Below are 14,753 nucleotides of genomic sequence, written 5' to 3' on the forward strand. Positions count from 1 at the left end.
AGCGGCACCCGCGACACCAGCGGTGGCGTCTGCAGGCTCCACACACCGACAACCGCGGGTCTCGATACGCCCCTCCGGGGCTACTCGACCAGCATGCAAGAGGCACCCGCGACGCCAGCGGTGGCGTCTGCAGGCTCCACACACTGACAACCGCGGGTCTCGATACGCCCCTCCGGGGCTACTCGACCAGCATGGGCGCGGACTCGGCAGCAGTGCTCCACCGCAGGTGCGAGCGCACCGCGGAATCGCGTGCCAAGCGATTCCGCGCAGCGGACGCGTCCCGCTCCCCGGAACCCGGCCCCCTCAGGAGGCCGACCGCGGGGAGGAGTGACGCGCGCGTCGGTGCGGGCGACTCCGTCGCCCACGCACCGGCGCGCGCGTCACTCCGACCTAGTGAGCACCGTCCTGCTCGTCGAGGTCGGCGATCTCGGCCTCGTCGGGCTTGAAGGTCAGCGAGAACATGGCGATGGCGACGAGGACGACGATGAAGGCGACGCCGAAGCCGATCAGGGCGACGACGAACTCGCGGGTAGACATCAGCACGACGAGGCCGACGAAGGCCGCCATCACGGCGGAGAGGCCGACGAGCTCGAGCGGACGCAGGCGGTCCTTGCGGGTGGGGCGGAAGGTGCGCGGCGCGAAGTCGTCGTCGGAGGGCGACGGCTCGGAGGCGGGGTCGGGGGCGGTCATCGGTCTCCTCCGGTGGTGGGGGTGGAGGGTGCGGCGGCATCGGCGCCGGCGGCCCACTTGAGCGAGAACGCGGCGATCGCGAGGAACACGGCGAGCATCACGGCGTACGCGCCGAGGAGTCCGACCGAGACGACGGGGTGCGGCGGGAGGAGGGCGAAGACCGCTCCGAGCAGGGCCGTGCCGAGGCCGACGATCACCGCGTCGCGGGCGGCGAGGCCGGTGCCGCGGCGGCCGCTGGAGAACTCGAGGGAGCCGGAGACGAGCGCCCAGCCGGCGATCAGCGCGATGAAGGGCAGCAGCGCGGCGACCGGCAACGCGACGAGCGCGAGCACGCCGGCGGCGAGGGTGATCCCGGCGGAGGCGAGGGCGAGCGTGCGGCCGCGCCCGGCGAGGGTGCGCAGGCCGATCACGAGGGCGACGGCGCCGCTGAGGATCGCGAAACCGGCGAAGACGGCGAGGCCGAAGGCGGGGCCGTGGTCGGGCGAGAAGGTGATCACCACACCGGCGACGGCCGCGACGGCGGCTCGCGCGAGGTGGAGGGTCCACAGTCGGCTGGCGGTGTCGGCTTCGGCCACGGTCAGGCCTCTCTGGTGGTGCGGGCGGGTCGGGGTCGCGCGAGGGCGGGGACCGAGCGGCGTCGCCGGGTCCGTCGGTGCGGTGTCCCGCACGATCCGGAGGACGCGCCGGCCCGGAGCGGGCGGCCGCCTCCGCGGACCCTGCGATTTTACGCTCCCCGGGGCGCTCCCGGCGCCGGGAGCCTCCCGAGCGCCGGGATGCTCGGCCACCGTGCAGGTGAGCACCCCCGTTCTGAGCACGCACCGAGCCCGCCGCGGAGAGCACAGCGTGTTTCCGCGGCGTAAACACCGCGGTGCCGATCCGCACGGACTCGTGGCGCACAGGAGGCGCTCGCTATCGTGGGTCCCACCCGCGCGCCTCACCCCCGGGCGCGATCACCACCCCCACCAGGCCCAGGACGTCCACCCCCGCCGTCCGGCCCGCCGCTATCCCCTGGAGTTGATGCCTTGAACGGACTGGATCTCGCGATCCTCGCGCAGCGAGCACGCGATCTGGCCTTCAGCAAGCTGGTCGCCGGCGGTTTCCACCGCTTCGGCAAGGGTTCCCGCATCTGCCTGCCCTTCCGGATCGGACCCGGGCAGGGCAAGCGGATCTCCATCGGCGAGAACGTGCTGATCAGCGCGAACTGCATGCTGATGGTCCCGACCGACGACGCGCCCACGCCCGCCCTGATCATCGGCGACCGCGTGCGGATGAACATGACCGCGATCAGCGCCGTGCAGAGCGTGATCATCGAGGAGGGCGTCGGCATTGCCCGCGGCGTCTACATCTCGGACCACTCGCACGGCTTCAAGGACCCGACGCGCTTCATCCGCGACCAGGGCGTCGACCGGATCGCCCCGGTCCGCATCGGCCGCGGAGCGTGGCTCGGCGAGAACGCCGTCATCATGCCCGGTGTGACGGTCGGCCGCGGCGCCGTGATCGGCGCGAACGCCGTCGTCCGCGAGGACGTCCCCGACTACTCCGTCGCCGTCGGCGTGCCCGCGCGCGTCATCCGGACCTTCGCGTGAGGAACGCCGTGCCCCAGCAGCCAGCGCCCGACCGGACGGCGCCCGAGCCGACCGCGGACGGCATCGTCCGCGACGTCGTCTTCACCTTCTCCTACGAGACCTACACGGACGCGGCCCGCCGCGGGATGATGCGCCCGCCGGACCGGATCCTGCACTCGCTGATGGAGAGCCCGCAGGTCGGTCGCCTGATCGTGGCGAACCCCTTCCGCTTCCTGCCGACGACGCTCGTGCGCGGGGCTCTGGGCCGCGAGGTCGAGTTCCCGTCGACGCCGCAGCGGATCCTGCACACCCCGCTGCGCCTGCGCCGCTCCGACCCGACCGACATCGCCGGCCTGGAGAAGGAGTACCGCGCCTACGACCAGGGGATCGCGAAGCTCGCCGACGAGATGGAGCTCGTGCGCCCCGTCGTCGTCACGACCAGCCCCGTCGTGGCCGGCTTCTCGCCGTTCGAGTGGGCCGAGCACGTGATGTTCTTCGCCCGCGACGACTGGACGACCTCGACCCGCTGGAAGGGCCACTGGCCCGCCTTCCAGGAGGCCTACCGCCGCGTCGCGGCCAGCGGCCGCTCCGTCACCGCCGTCTCGCAGGAGATCATCGACCGCATCGCGCCGACCGGCCCGCACGCCGTCGTCCCGAACGGCGTCAGCCCGGAGGAGTGGACCGGCCCCGTGCCCGACGCCCCCGAGTGGCTCAGCCGCATCCCCGGCCCGCGCGCCCTGCACGTCGGCACGCTGGACGACCGGCTCGACGTCGAGGGGATCGTCGCGGTCGCGACGGCGCACCCCGAGCTGCAGATCGTGCTGATGGGCCCGCAGCCCGACCCCGGCTACCTGGCGCCGCTCGCCCCGTTCGCGAACGTGCACCTGCACCACTCCGTCGGCCGCCGCGAGCTGGTGGCGACGATGCGCAACGTCGAGCTCTGCCTCCTCGCGCACCGCCGCACCCCGCTGACCGAGGCGATGAGCCCGCTCAAGCTCTACGAGTACGTGGCGAGCGGCTGCCCGGTGATCTCCGTCGATCTGCCGCCGATCCACGGCATCAGCGACCGGATCCGCATCGTCCCGACCATGGCGGAGTTCGCCGCGGTCGTCGACGACGCGCTCGCCGACGGCCCGGCCACCGAGGACGAGCGCCTCGGCTGGATCCACGCGAACTCCTGGGCCGCCCGGCACGAGACGGTGCTCGACATCCTGCTCGACCGGAACGACGGCCGCGCCCGCGCGGGCGGAGCCACCCCGTCGGCACTGCAGGCGGGCTAGGTCAATCCACCCAGGGGTCCGACTCCGAAGTAGCCAGGGAACGGGCGCCTCACTATCGTGGGGGTGGCACCGCGGCCCGTTCCGCTGTGCCCTCGTCCTCGGACGGCGAGCACTCGCCCAGGCGCAGGAGCGGATCCCGCCGTGCCGGCACCGCGTCGCACCCGACGTCACGATCCTCACCCGCCCGAGAACCACCCGACCGACCAGGACCACGATGCAGCGCAGGCTCCCCGCCCCACCCCGCGCGCATCCCCCTGGTCGTCGACCCGCCGATGCCCGGGACGCCCCCACGTCCTGACGCACTCCGGGGAGAGCGCGGTCACGACACCGCCGGATCTCCCTCTCACCGGGCCGCTCCCGTGCAGAGCGGGGCTCCCGCCCGGCTCCACGCCGCCCCAGCACCACCAGCACCACCAGCACCACCCACCCCCACAACACCCAGCCCTGCACTACCGCCTCAGTCAGCTTCCGCCGGAGGAGAGCCCGAGAGCTCCCCCGGACGCAAGAAGGGTCGCCATGTCACAGTTCCTGTTCGTCTGCTCCGGTGGAGGGCATCTCAAACAGCTCTTCACCCTGTCCTCCCGCTTCGGGATCGACCCCGCCGACCAGCACTGGGTGACCTTCGACAACGGCCTCAGCCGCTCCCTCCTCGAGGGCCGCCGCGTGACCTACAGCCGCTTCGCCGCTCCGCGCGACGCCCGCCCGATCGCCGAGAACGCGCTGATCGCGCACCGGATCCTGGCCAAGGGCGACTACTCCGCCGTCTTCAGCACCGGCTCGAGCCCCGCCGTGTCGTTCATGCCCGAGGCCTCGCTGCGCGGCATCGAGTGCCACTACATCGAGAGCGCCGCGCGCGCCGACGGCCCCTCGATCACCGGCAAGATCATGGCCCGGCTCCCGGGCGTGAACACCTACACGCAGTACCCGGTCTGGGCGGACGAGCGCTGGCTCTTCGGCGGCTCGATCTTCGACGCGTACACGACGGGACCCGACCGGCCCGTCTCCGCCATCCGCCGCGCGGTGATCTCCGTCGGCACCCAGGACCTCTACCCCTTCGACCGGCTGATCGCCGCGTCCGTGCCGCTGCTGAAGGACGCCGAGGTGCTCTGGCAGACCGGCCTCGCCGACGTCTCCCCCTACGGCATCGAGGGGCGCGCGAGCGTCCCGCACCACGAGCTCCAGGAGGCCGTGAAGGAGGCGGACGTCGTCATCGCCCACGCGGGCACCGGCGCCGCCATCACGGCCATCGAGAACGGCAAGGTCCCGATCCTCGTCCCCCGCCTCGTCGCGCGCGGCGAGCACATCGACGACCACCAGATCCAGATCGCCCGCGAGCTCGACCAGCGCGGCCTGGCCATCGCGGCCGCGCCGGAGGAGCTGACCGAGGAGCTGCTGCTGCGCGCCGCGAGCCGCACCGCCGCGCTGGCCCCCACCGTGCCGCCGTTCCGCTTCAGCCCGTCCCGCGCGCGCTCGCGGCGCCGCGCCTCCGCGAGCGTCCCCTCCTGGCGCCCCGAGCGCGGCGACACCCGCTTCGAGACCGCCTGACACGGGGGCCGCTGCGCCCACCTCGCGCCGGATCGTCTCCGGCACGCCGAACCACCTCCGGCTCGCCGAATCAACACGATTCCGCGAGCCGGAGTCGTCTCCACGAGCCGAACGCCGCCGCAGAGACCTCCGGCACGCGGAACGACCCCCGACACGCCGGATCCCCGGGATTCCGCGAGTCGGAGCCGTCTCCACGAGCCGAACGCCGCCGCAGAGACCTCCGGCACGCCGCACCACCTCCGGCTCGCCGAATCCCCACGATTCCGCGAGCCGGAGTCGTCTCCACGAGCCGAACGCCGCCTCGGCGACCTCCGGCACGCGGAACGACCACCGGCACGTCAGAAGCACCGGCTCGCGCGAGCCGGACGCGAGATCGCGAGCCGAACCGGTGCCGCCGGGACCTCCGGCACGCGGAAGCCGGTCCGGCACGCCGGAACCGCAGGACCCCGCGAGCCCGAGCCGGAATCACGTGCCGGACCTCACCCCCGGCACCTCCGGCACGCGGAAAGACCTCCGGCACGCCGGAAGCACCCGATCCAGCGAGCCGGGCACCGGATCGCGAACCGAACCGGCTCCGTCGAGATCTCCGGCAGGCGGGAAGCGGCCCGGCACGCCGGATCCACGGGTTCCAGCGAGCCGGAGGACGGATCGCGAGCCGGACCGGCTCCGTCGAGATCTCCGGCACGCGGGAACCGGCCCGGCACGCCCGATCCAGGGGTTCCAGCGAGCCGGAGGACGAATCGCGAGCCGGACGAGCGCGCCGTCACCACCACCACTATCACCACCGGCGCACGCGAGAAGCCGCCCGCTCACGCAGAAGGGCGGAGGAGCCGCAGCTCCCCCGCCCTCGTCCTGCCCCCTCAGCGGGCGCAGGCGGCGCTCTCAGCGCCTCAGGAGGCGTTCGCGAGCAGCGCCGTCCAGGCGATGTCCGCGAGCTTCGCCTGGCCCGCCAGTGACGGGTGGAAGTGGTCGACGTCGGAGATGTCGTCGGAGGTGACGTCGAAGTCGTGCAGGGCGCCCTGGTCGTAGACGCAGTTCGCGGTCGCGCCGCAGACGTCGGCGAGGACGTCGTTGTAGGCGTCGATCGTCGTGGAGACGTTGTCGCGACGGGCCTGCGCGTCCGCGTCGTCCGACGTGGGCTGGTAGAGCAGCGAGTTGCAGTTGGAGCTGCCGGCCCAGCGCGAGACGGCCTCGGCGTCGGTCCGCTCGGTCTCGAAGAAGTCGAGCAGGTTCGGCACCGAGGAGACGAAGATCGTCGCCTCGGGAGCACCGGTGGAGAGCGTCGTCAGCGCGGACGTCACGTTGGCGCGGAAGGCGTCCGGCGTGGTGATGTCGGCGCTGTTCTTGCGGCAGACGTCGTTCGCGCCGATCAGGACGGTGACCAGGTCGGGAGCGGCGGCCACCGCCTTCTCGGCCTGGCCGGGCAGCTCGGCCGAGGTCGCGCCCTTGGAGGCGACGTTCTCGATCTCCGGCACGGCGCCGACCGACTCGCCGGCGCGGCGGGCGACCGAGTCGACCGTCTCGTCCTCGCCGGTGGTCCAGGACGCGCTGGGGCAGGGCTTGTTCTGCCCGCAGGCGGCCACGCCGACCGAGATCGAGTCGCCCAGCGCGGCGATCGAGCCGGCCGCGAAGGGCAGCTCGCCCGAGGCGGCGGGCTCGGTCGTCTCGGCGGGAGCCGGGGCGGAGGTGCAGCCGGCCAGCAGCGCGGCGGCGACGGCCACGACGGCGAGGACACCGGCGCGACGGGAGCGGGTGGAGCGGGTCATGCAGTGCCTCCATCGGCCGGGGTGGTCTGCGCGGCAGGCGCGGCAGGAGTCGCCGGGCCCTTGGGCTTGGGCTTCCGGACCTGCTTCACGAACGCGAGGATCTGGTTCATGTCGCGGCGGTAGGCCGGGATCGCCATCGCGAGCGCCAGCGGCACCAGCGAGGCGAGTCCGCCGACGAGCAGGTGGACGATCGCGGGCAGGTCGGTGTACGCGCCGACGGCCCAGGCCGCGCCGAACATGAACGGCACGACGAGCGCCGGGCGCAGGACGGGCACGATCACGTCGGAGCCGCGCACGAAGGTGCCGCGGATCGCCAGCCAGAAGCCGGGCACCAGCAGCGCCAGGGTGGTGAGGCCGTAGAGCAGCGCGAGGCCCTCGACGCCGTTCCACCACAGGCCCACGAAGAACGAGCCGATGACGAGCGGGCGGGTGACGACGTAGTAGATCAGCTGGCGGTGCACGCGGCCGAGCGAGATGTAGATCCAGCCCTGCACGTTCCCGATGCCCTGCGCGATGCCCGCGATGGACAGCAGCGACAGGATGGTCGCGGAGGACGACCACTGCGGGCCGAGCAGCAGCTCGACGAGCGGACCGGCCAGCGCCGCGAGGACGCCGAACGTCGGCAGCGTGAGGTAGCCGATGACGAGCAGCGCGCCGCGGACGTAGCGGCGGTAGCGCTCGCCGTCGTCCTGCAGCGAGGAGAGCACCGGCAGAGCGACGCGGCCGAGCGGTCCGTTGAGCTGCTGCAGCGGCAGCAGGAAGAGGGAGTACGCGCGGGTGTACTGGCCGAGCACACCGGTGCCGAGCTGCGCGCCGATCAGCACGTTGTCGACGTTGCGGGCGAAGTAGTTGAGCAGCTGGACGCCGAAGATGCTGCCGCCGGTGGTGACCAGCGGGATGACCTCGCGCGAGATCTGCGGGCGGCCGAAGGTGGGCCGTGCCGCGACCCAGAGCGCGATGAACCGGTAGATCAGCGCGCCGCCCTGCAGCACGACGAGCGACCAGACGCCCCAGCCGAGGAACGCGGCGATGATCGAGCCGATCACGCCGACGAGCATCGAGACCACGTCGATCTGCGCCATCAGGCCGAACTTCATCTCCTTCTGCACGCGCGCCTGGAGCGGCATGCAGAGACTGTTGATGAAGAGCGTCGGCGCGACGGCGAGCGTCAGGACGACCAGCGCCTGCTCGTTGTAGATTCCGGCGATGAGCCAGGCGGAGGCGCCGATCACGATCGTGCCGACCACGCCGAGCGCGACCGACAGCCAGAGCACCGACCGCCAGACGGTCTCGCTCATCTTCTTGGCCTGGATGATCGCGCCGGTCAGGCCGAAGTCGCGGACCAGGTCGGCGACACCGACGATGGCCGTGACGGCGGCGAGCAGACCGAAGTCGCTCGGCGAGAGCAGGCGCGCCAGCACGATCGTGGAGATCAGCTGGATCGCGGTCTTGCCCCACAGGCCGCCGAGGGTCTGGATGACTCCGCGGCTCGCCTTGTGCCCGAGGTCGGACTTGGGCGAGGCGGGCGGCAGGTTCGGCCCGTCGCCCACGGTCGGCGACTGCGCGATCGCGTCGGTCGCCAGCGTCTCGGTGGTGTGCGCGGTGTCGTCGATCGCCGCCTCGATCTGGGCGTCGCTCGCCGTGGTGCCGTGGCGGGCGGAGGAGCCGCCCGCGGGGGTCGACCCCGTCACGCGCGCGTCGTCTCGTCGCGGTTCCATTCGGGTACGCCTCCTCGAGCGATGATCGACCGCGCCTCGAGGCGGGGTCGCAGATAGCCGTAGCAGTAGATCGGGAAGGCCGGCCACAGGGCGGGCCGGCGCAGGACGCGCTTCAGCAGCGCGACCGGGCCGCCGCCGCCGGCGCCGGTCTGCTCGGGCACGAGCCCGGAGGCCGCGAGCTGGGCGTTGCCGATCGCGATGCGGACGGTGCGCTTGATCTGATTGCGCATCCGGCGCGGCGCCTTCACGGTGAAGGACCGGCCGGGGAGCGTCAGCCGCTCCTCGGGGGTGAAGAGCTGCTGGACGAAGCGATCGTCCGCGATGATCTCGGGGAACGCGCCGAAGCGGCTGCGTCCCTCGGCCGAGAGGCCGTAGATCCCGGAGCCGACCAGGCCGGGAGCCCGGTAGTCGGACAGCTCCCAGATCGAGTAGTGCGCCCGCACCGGCCAGGAGGCCCCGCGAGTGTCGACGCGGAACTCCGGTGCCGCGGCGAGCGGTCCGCCGGGGCGGGCCAGCTCGTCGCCGAGCGCCAGGAGCGTCTCGGCCGAGACCGAGACGTCCGCGTCCACGTAGATCCTCGGGAGGACCGTGGCGAGCTCGTCGGCCGCGTTGAGGCCGGCGATCTTCGAGGCCCGGGGCGTCTCCGCCACCAGGATCCGGGGATCGACGGCCCGCGCCACCGCGGCGGTGTCGTCGGTGCAGCCGTTCGCGCCGACCACGATCTCGAGCCGGCCCTCCGGGTCCCCGGCCACCAGGGCGCCGAGGAGCCGGGCGATCACCGCCCCCTCGTCGTGCGCGGGGATGACGACGCTGACGCGTGCGCTCACGACTCGATCTGCGTCGGCTTGCGGACGACGTGAGCGCCGACGTGCGAGCCGAGGGCGGGCTGCCCGACCGGGATGTGGGGGCCCCCGCGGGTGAAGGCGGAGACGTGCCCCGCCTCCTCCGGCGACAGGCGCCGGCGGGTCGACTTCCGTGGTGCCTCCGTCAGCACCCAGGCCCCGACGGCCAGGAGGATCCAGAAGAGCATGAAGGACTGGAAGAAACCGAAGGCGTCGTAGAAGTACGCGGCGATCGTGTAGCCGAGCAGCAGGACCGCGATCGCGAACGCGAGGCTCGCGTACTGCGGCGTCGTGGTGCTCTTGAACGAGTAGCGCAGCAGCATCACGATCGGGACGAGGAACAGCACGGCCAGGCCGATGACGCCCACGGCGCCGCCGTCGAGCAGCGTGCCCAGCCACTGGTTGTCGAGGATGAACGCGTTCTTGTCCTCGCCCACCACGATGCGGCTGCCGACTCCCGTTCCGAAGAAGGGGTGCTCCCGCACGATCGCCATGGCCGGCTCGAGGTCGGCCAGGCGGCCCGCGCCCGCCATGCCCGCGGAGGTGTACTGCGAGGCGATGAGCGCGTCCGGGTCGAGGAAGGACCCGATCATGTCCGTGAGGATCTTCGGGATCAGCACGAAGCCGAGGCCGAGCACCGGCACCGTGCCCAGGAGCAGGTAGCCGCCGACCTTCGGCCGCAGGATGACCGTGAGCAGGAACATCACGCCGAGCGTGACGATCGCCGTACGCGAGACCGCGGTGACGACGCCGAGCAGCAGGGCGAGGATCGTGCCGTAGTAGATGATCCGGCGGTTGATCTCGTTGAAGGGCCAGCGGGCGTACTTCGAGAGGTAGATCGCGATCGGGATCATCATGGTGAACATGACGGCCAGCGCGATCGGGTGCTGCGACGAGCCGAACGAGCGGTAGCCGCCGGCCCGGTAGGCCTCCTGCTCGGCGCCGAGGCGCTCGAGCGGCAGGAACTTGTCGAGCATGGTGAAGACGTTCTGCTGCGTCGCGCGCTCGATGACCGCGAAGAAGGCGACGACGACGGCCGACCAGACCAGGAAGGTCAGGAAGGCCTCGACGAGCTTCTCGTTGCGCATCACGAGCCGCGCGACGAAGTAGACCGAGAGCATCAGCAGGTCGTTGACGATCGCGCCGGCGACACCGGAGCCGAGGGCGCCCTCGGAGATGAACTGCACGTTCGCGGCGATCGAGAGCAGGCTCGAGGCCACCCAGATGCCCAGCGGCCAGCCGAACGCGGCCGGGCGCCAGACGAAGGTCGGGTCGATCATCAGCGCGACGATCGCCGCGACGACCATCAGCACTATGACGAGCCGGTAGGGCTCCAGAGCGAAGCCGAGCGGGATCGGCAGCGCGTAGTAGCGCACCGGGATGAACATGATCACGCCGAGCAGGACGATGAACGCGCCGGTCCAGTTGAAGACCAGCTTGCGCGTCAGGTACAGGAACGAGATCCCGAAGAGGATCGCCCCCGCGTACAGCGGATTGAGGTAGTAGACCGCTGCGACGGCCACGGCCGCCAGCAGGACGGTCGACAGGACGGCGCGGACCGTGAAGGTCCTGCGGACGAGGATCTCACCCGCATAGGGGTCGTCGTTCCCGGGGACCCCGAGCGGGGTCCCCTTCAGCGTCGGCGTGCTCATCTGCTGCGACCGCCTCAGGTGGCGCTGCGCTTCCCGGAGGAGGCCAGCTCACCCGGCCCGGCGGTGTTCTCGGGGGCGGTGCCGAGTGCGGCGGGGCGCTGGCCGTTCTCGGACGCGGTGCCGGTCAGGGCCGGGCCGCGCCGGAAGGACTCGCCGCGGCGCTGGTTTCCGCGGTTGGCGGTGACCCGCTCCCGCGAGATGCGGATGTTGTAGAGGATGAAGGCGAGCGCGATGAACGCGAGGAAGACGCCGAGACCGGTGATCGCGATCGGGATGATCGGGTTCGACCCCTCCTGCTCGACGGCCGCACCCTGGTCGGTGGTCTGGAGCGTGACGCGGAGCTCGGGGGCGACGCCCTGGGCGTCCTGCTGCGCGGTGATGTAGTTCTGGAAGATCTGGGTCGCGGTCTGCGAGATGAGGACGGCGCGGGCCGGGTCCGTCGACTCGCCGACGATCGAGAGGATCGGGAGGCTGAAGCGGCCCGGGTTCTGCTCGGAGCCGGCCGGCTGCGTGGTGCGGCGCACGGCGCTGAGGGCCTCGGTCGGCGCGAAGCCGCCGATGGCCTGCTCGACCTGGGTGCGGATCTCGGAGCCGCTGACGATGTACGCGTAGATGACCGCGGTGTTCGTCAGGTCGTTCTGCTGGGCCTCGGAGGTGCCCTCCTGCAGCGCCTGACCGGGCTCGACGGCCTGGAGCGGGTTCCGCGAGCCACCGCCGAGCAGGATCGTGGTGTCGGAGCGGTAGGCCGACTCGGCGCGCGAGACGATCTCACCGTCCTTCACGGTGTAACCGGCGACCATGGCGGCCAGGACGGCGACCACGAGGCCGACCGCGAGGAGCCATTTGTAGCTCCAGAGCACTCGAAGGTAAAGGGGGACGGACATCTCGGTCTCGACTTCCAGACGGCGAGGTGTGGGACCTCGGGGCGACGCGCCGCGTGCTCGGAGGTCGCATTGCTGCTGCAATCGTTGGAGCAACGCCTCCGTCCATCACGGCGGTGATGGCGGAACGGGTTTTGCGGCTGTCGAGGTGACGACGGAGCCTGGTGCGAAGGGCGGTTTCGGAGCGGTGCGGTGCTGCTTTCGCACCGGCCTTCGGGCATGCCTCGATGGGGCCGGAACGAGCACAGAACCGGGACCCCACGAGTGCGGTGCCCCGACACACTCATTGTGACCATAACCCACGGCATGCGGATGCCGGAAGTATTGCGGCTGTGTTAAGTCTGCGGGAGCGACGACTCGCCGAGCCGGGAGTGGACTTGCGTTCCTCTCAGGTGGTCGAGGATGGTGGCTATCGTTCATTCCTGAGCGCGCCGCCCTCACGACAGGAGACGCATGGATGATGAGCACCAGTGCTCCACCACTGCCGCAGGCCCACCCGACCACCGAGACGACCCCGAGCACGACCGCACCGACCGCGACGCCCGTCCGCTGACGAGCGTCGCCTCCGGCGCGCCCGCCGGGGCTCCGCTGTCGATCCTGTACTCGTTCCCGCACGGCATCGGCTCGCCGGGGATCGGCTGGACCGCGCTGCAGCAGGTCCGCTCGCTCGTCGCCGCGGGGCACCGCGTCACCGTCGTCGCCGCCTCGATCACCGAGTCGCTCGGCCCGGTCGCCCGCGCCGTGACGACCCTCACGGTCGGCGGCGTCCGCCTGCCGCACCGTCTCTTCGGCCGCAGCCGCTCGATCGCCCACCACGACCGCGTCACCGCGCGGATCCTCGCCGAGGGCGACTACGACGTCGTGCACGGCTGGCCGTGGGGCTCGGCCCGCACCTTCGACGAGGCCGCCCGCCAGGGCGTGCCCGCGGTCCGCGAGGCCCCGAACACGCACACCGCGCACGCCTTCGAGGTCGTCGCCGAGGAGTACGAGCGCCTGGGCATCACGCCCCCGGTCGGCTCGCCGCACACCTACAACGCGGTGCGCCTGCGCCGCGAGGAGCGCGAGTGGGCGTCCGCGACCGCGATCCTCGTGCCGTCCGCCTCGGTGGAGCAGACCTTCCTCGAGAAGGGCTTCTCGCCGCGCAAGCTCCTCCGCCACCGCTACGGCGCCCTGGTCGACACGACCCGCAGCTTCGATCCCGACCCGCGCGACGAGCCGGACCACGTGTTCACCGCGGTCTTCGTCGGCCGGATCGAGCCGCGCAAGGGCCTGCTCTACGCGCTGCAGGCCTGGCAGCAGTCCAAGGCGAGCAGCACCGGCCGCTTCCTGATCTACGGCGACTTCACCCCGGGCTACCAGGAGCGCCTCGCCGGACTGCTCGAGCAGCCGAGCGTCGAGCTGCGCGGCTTCACGGGCGACGTCGCCGGGGTCTTCGCGAGCGCCGACGTGCTGATCCTGCCGACCATCGAGGAGGGCAGCGCCCTGGTCACCTCGGAGGCGCAGGCCGCCGGCTGCGTGCCGCTGGTCTCCTCCGCCGCCGGCGCCAACCTCGAGGACGGCGTGCAGGGGCTCGTGCACGAGCCGCGCGACGTCGAGACGCTCACCGCGCAGATCGACCTGCTCTCCTCCGACCGCGCCCTGCTCGCGCGGATGCGCCGGGCCGCACTCGACAACCGCGGCAACCTGACCTGGGAGCGCGCGAGCATCGACCTCGTCGCCGCCTACCGCGCCGCGATCGTGCTCGTCCGCGAGGACCTGGCGGGCACGGGCTCAGCCGCCGACTCCGACGATCGCTCCGACCAGCCGAGGACAGACACGCCGTGAACCCCTCCGTCCTCACCCCCGGTGACGTCTCGATCATCCTGTGCACCCGCGAGCGGCCCGACATGCTCCGGGAGGCGCTCGCGGCGATCGCCGCCGGCACCGACCCCGAGGTCGAGGTGATCGTCGTCGACTCCGCGTCGACCGACTCCCGCACCCGCGAGGTCGCCCTCGCCGCGGGCGTGCGCTACGTCCGCACCGACACCAAGGGCCTCTCGATCGCGCGGAACCTCGGGCTCGACTCGAGCGACCGGCCGATCGTGGTCTACACGGACGACGACTGCTCGCCGACGCCCGGCTGGATCGAGGCGCTGCTGCGCGCGTTCGAGGAGGAGCGGGTCACCGTGGCGACCGGGCGGATGCTCGACCACACCCTGGTCGACACCGACGTGCCGCCGACCGACCGCATCGTCTACCGCTCCGCCGTCCGCGGCCTCGACGCGGGCCACGGCGCCGTGATGGCCTTCCGCCGCGACGTGCTGCAGACGCTCGGCGCCTTCGACGACACCCTCGGGGCGGGCCGCTACCTCGCCGGCGCCGAGGACCTCGACATCTTCTGCCGCGCCCTCGCCGCGGGCGGCACCGCCGTCTTCGTGCCCGACAGCGTCGTGCTGCACGTCAACACCCGCAACCCTGTCGCCTACCGCCGCCTCATGCGCGGCTACGGGCTCGGGCTCGGCGCGCTCGTCGGCAAATGGTGGCGCCTGTCGCCCAAGGTCGGCGCGCGGCTCACCGCGACCCTCGCCGTCCGCAGCGGCCGGCGCCTGGTGCGCTCGGCCCAGCGGCGCGGCCGCGGCGCGAAGGACGAGCTCGCGATGGTCGAGGGGATCCTCCGCGGCTACCTGCGCTCGCGCCACCTCCGCCTCTCCGGCTCGACCTTCGTCGACGAGTACCCGCCGACGCCGATCCGCCTGCCAGCGACCTCCGCGCCGTCCGGCACGGCGCAGGCGGACCCGGCCCCCGCCGGCACCCCGAGCTGACCGCTCCCCTCCT

The 14,753-nt window shown here is 72.3% G+C and carries 12 protein-coding genes; 5 read left to right on the forward strand and 7 right to left on the reverse strand.

Annotation, left to right across the window (positions count from 1 at the left end; all coding sequences use genetic code 11):
* Positions 1 to 390 precede the first annotated feature (390 nt).
* Together EDF22_RS14810 and EDF22_RS14815 are read right to left on the reverse strand one after the other, a co-directional pair.
* Positions 391 to 690, reverse strand: coding sequence for a hypothetical protein (locus EDF22_RS14810; protein ID WP_243586020.1), 300 nt, complete (start codon positions 688 to 690; stop codon positions 391 to 393).
* Complete coding sequence (locus tag EDF22_RS14815) at positions 687 to 1,265, reverse strand: hypothetical protein (RefSeq protein ID WP_148059204.1); 579 nt, start codon at positions 1,263 to 1,265, stop codon at positions 687 to 689. The genes EDF22_RS14810 and EDF22_RS14815 overlap by 4 nt, the downstream gene beginning before the upstream one ends.
* Before the next feature lie 447 nt (positions 1,266 to 1,712).
* Here EDF22_RS14815 and EDF22_RS21445 point away from each other — a divergent pair, with 447 nt between their 5' ends.
* From EDF22_RS21445 to EDF22_RS14830, 3 genes are all read left to right on the forward strand, one after another.
* Positions 1,713 to 2,276: a DapH/DapD/GlmU-related protein gene (locus EDF22_RS21445; RefSeq protein ID WP_123444661.1), complete on the forward strand. Its 564-nt coding sequence runs from the start codon at positions 1,713 to 1,715 to the stop codon at positions 2,274 to 2,276.
* Positions 2,277 to 2,284: 8 nt separating this feature from the next.
* Entirely contained in the window at positions 2,285 to 3,535 is a 1,251-nt protein-coding gene (locus EDF22_RS14825; RefSeq protein WP_123705662.1) for a hypothetical protein, read from the forward strand.
* A gap of 516 nt (positions 3,536 to 4,051) precedes the next feature.
* Positions 4,052 to 5,080: a glycosyltransferase gene (locus tag EDF22_RS14830; protein ID WP_123705663.1), complete on the forward strand. Its 1,029-nt coding sequence runs from the start codon at positions 4,052 to 4,054 to the stop codon at positions 5,078 to 5,080.
* 890 nt (positions 5,081 to 5,970) lie between these two features.
* Here the strand turns inward: EDF22_RS14830 and EDF22_RS14835 are convergent.
* Genes EDF22_RS14835 through EDF22_RS14850 form a run of 5 tightly spaced genes read right to left on the reverse strand, consistent with a single transcriptional unit; the run spans position 5,971 to position 11,942 of the window.
* Positions 5,971 to 6,846 (reverse strand): GDSL-type esterase/lipase family protein, encoded by an 876-nt coding sequence (locus EDF22_RS14835; RefSeq protein WP_123705664.1) that lies wholly within the window; start codon positions 6,844 to 6,846, stop codon positions 5,971 to 5,973.
* Positions 6,843 to 8,564 (reverse strand): lipopolysaccharide biosynthesis protein, encoded by a 1,722-nt coding sequence (locus EDF22_RS14840; RefSeq protein WP_123705665.1) that lies wholly within the window; start codon positions 8,562 to 8,564, stop codon positions 6,843 to 6,845. Before EDF22_RS14840 ends, EDF22_RS14835 begins: the two co-directional genes overlap by 4 nt.
* A complete protein-coding gene (locus tag EDF22_RS14845) occupies positions 8,534 to 9,391 on the reverse strand; it encodes a glycosyltransferase family 2 protein (RefSeq protein ID WP_148059205.1) in 858 nt (285 codons plus the stop codon). The genes EDF22_RS14840 and EDF22_RS14845 overlap by 31 nt, the downstream gene beginning before the upstream one ends.
* On the reverse strand, positions 9,388 to 11,058 hold the full coding sequence (locus EDF22_RS20520) for an O-antigen ligase (protein WP_148059206.1): 1,671 nt from the start codon (positions 11,056 to 11,058) through the stop codon (positions 9,388 to 9,390). Before EDF22_RS20520 ends, EDF22_RS14845 begins: the two co-directional genes overlap by 4 nt.
* A 14-nt stretch (positions 11,059 to 11,072) precedes the next feature.
* A complete protein-coding gene (locus tag EDF22_RS14850) occupies positions 11,073 to 11,942 on the reverse strand; it encodes a hypothetical protein (RefSeq protein ID WP_133960848.1) in 870 nt (289 codons plus the stop codon).
* A 450-nt stretch (positions 11,943 to 12,392) separates the two neighbouring features.
* Here EDF22_RS14850 and EDF22_RS14855 point away from each other — a divergent pair, with 450 nt between their 5' ends.
* Together EDF22_RS14855 and EDF22_RS14860 are read left to right on the forward strand one after the other, a co-directional pair.
* Positions 12,393 to 13,763: a glycosyltransferase family 4 protein gene (locus tag EDF22_RS14855; RefSeq protein ID WP_123705668.1), complete on the forward strand. Its 1,371-nt coding sequence runs from the start codon at positions 12,393 to 12,395 to the stop codon at positions 13,761 to 13,763.
* Entirely contained in the window at positions 13,760 to 14,740 is a 981-nt protein-coding gene (locus tag EDF22_RS14860) for a glycosyltransferase family 2 protein (RefSeq protein ID WP_123705669.1), read from the forward strand. Before EDF22_RS14855 ends, EDF22_RS14860 begins: the two co-directional genes overlap by 4 nt.
* The last annotated feature ends 13 nt before the right edge of the window (positions 14,741 to 14,753 follow it).

The organism is Rathayibacter sp. PhB127, from assembly GCF_003751665.1.
Lineage (GTDB): Bacteria > Actinomycetota > Actinomycetes > Actinomycetales > Microbacteriaceae > Rathayibacter > Rathayibacter festucae.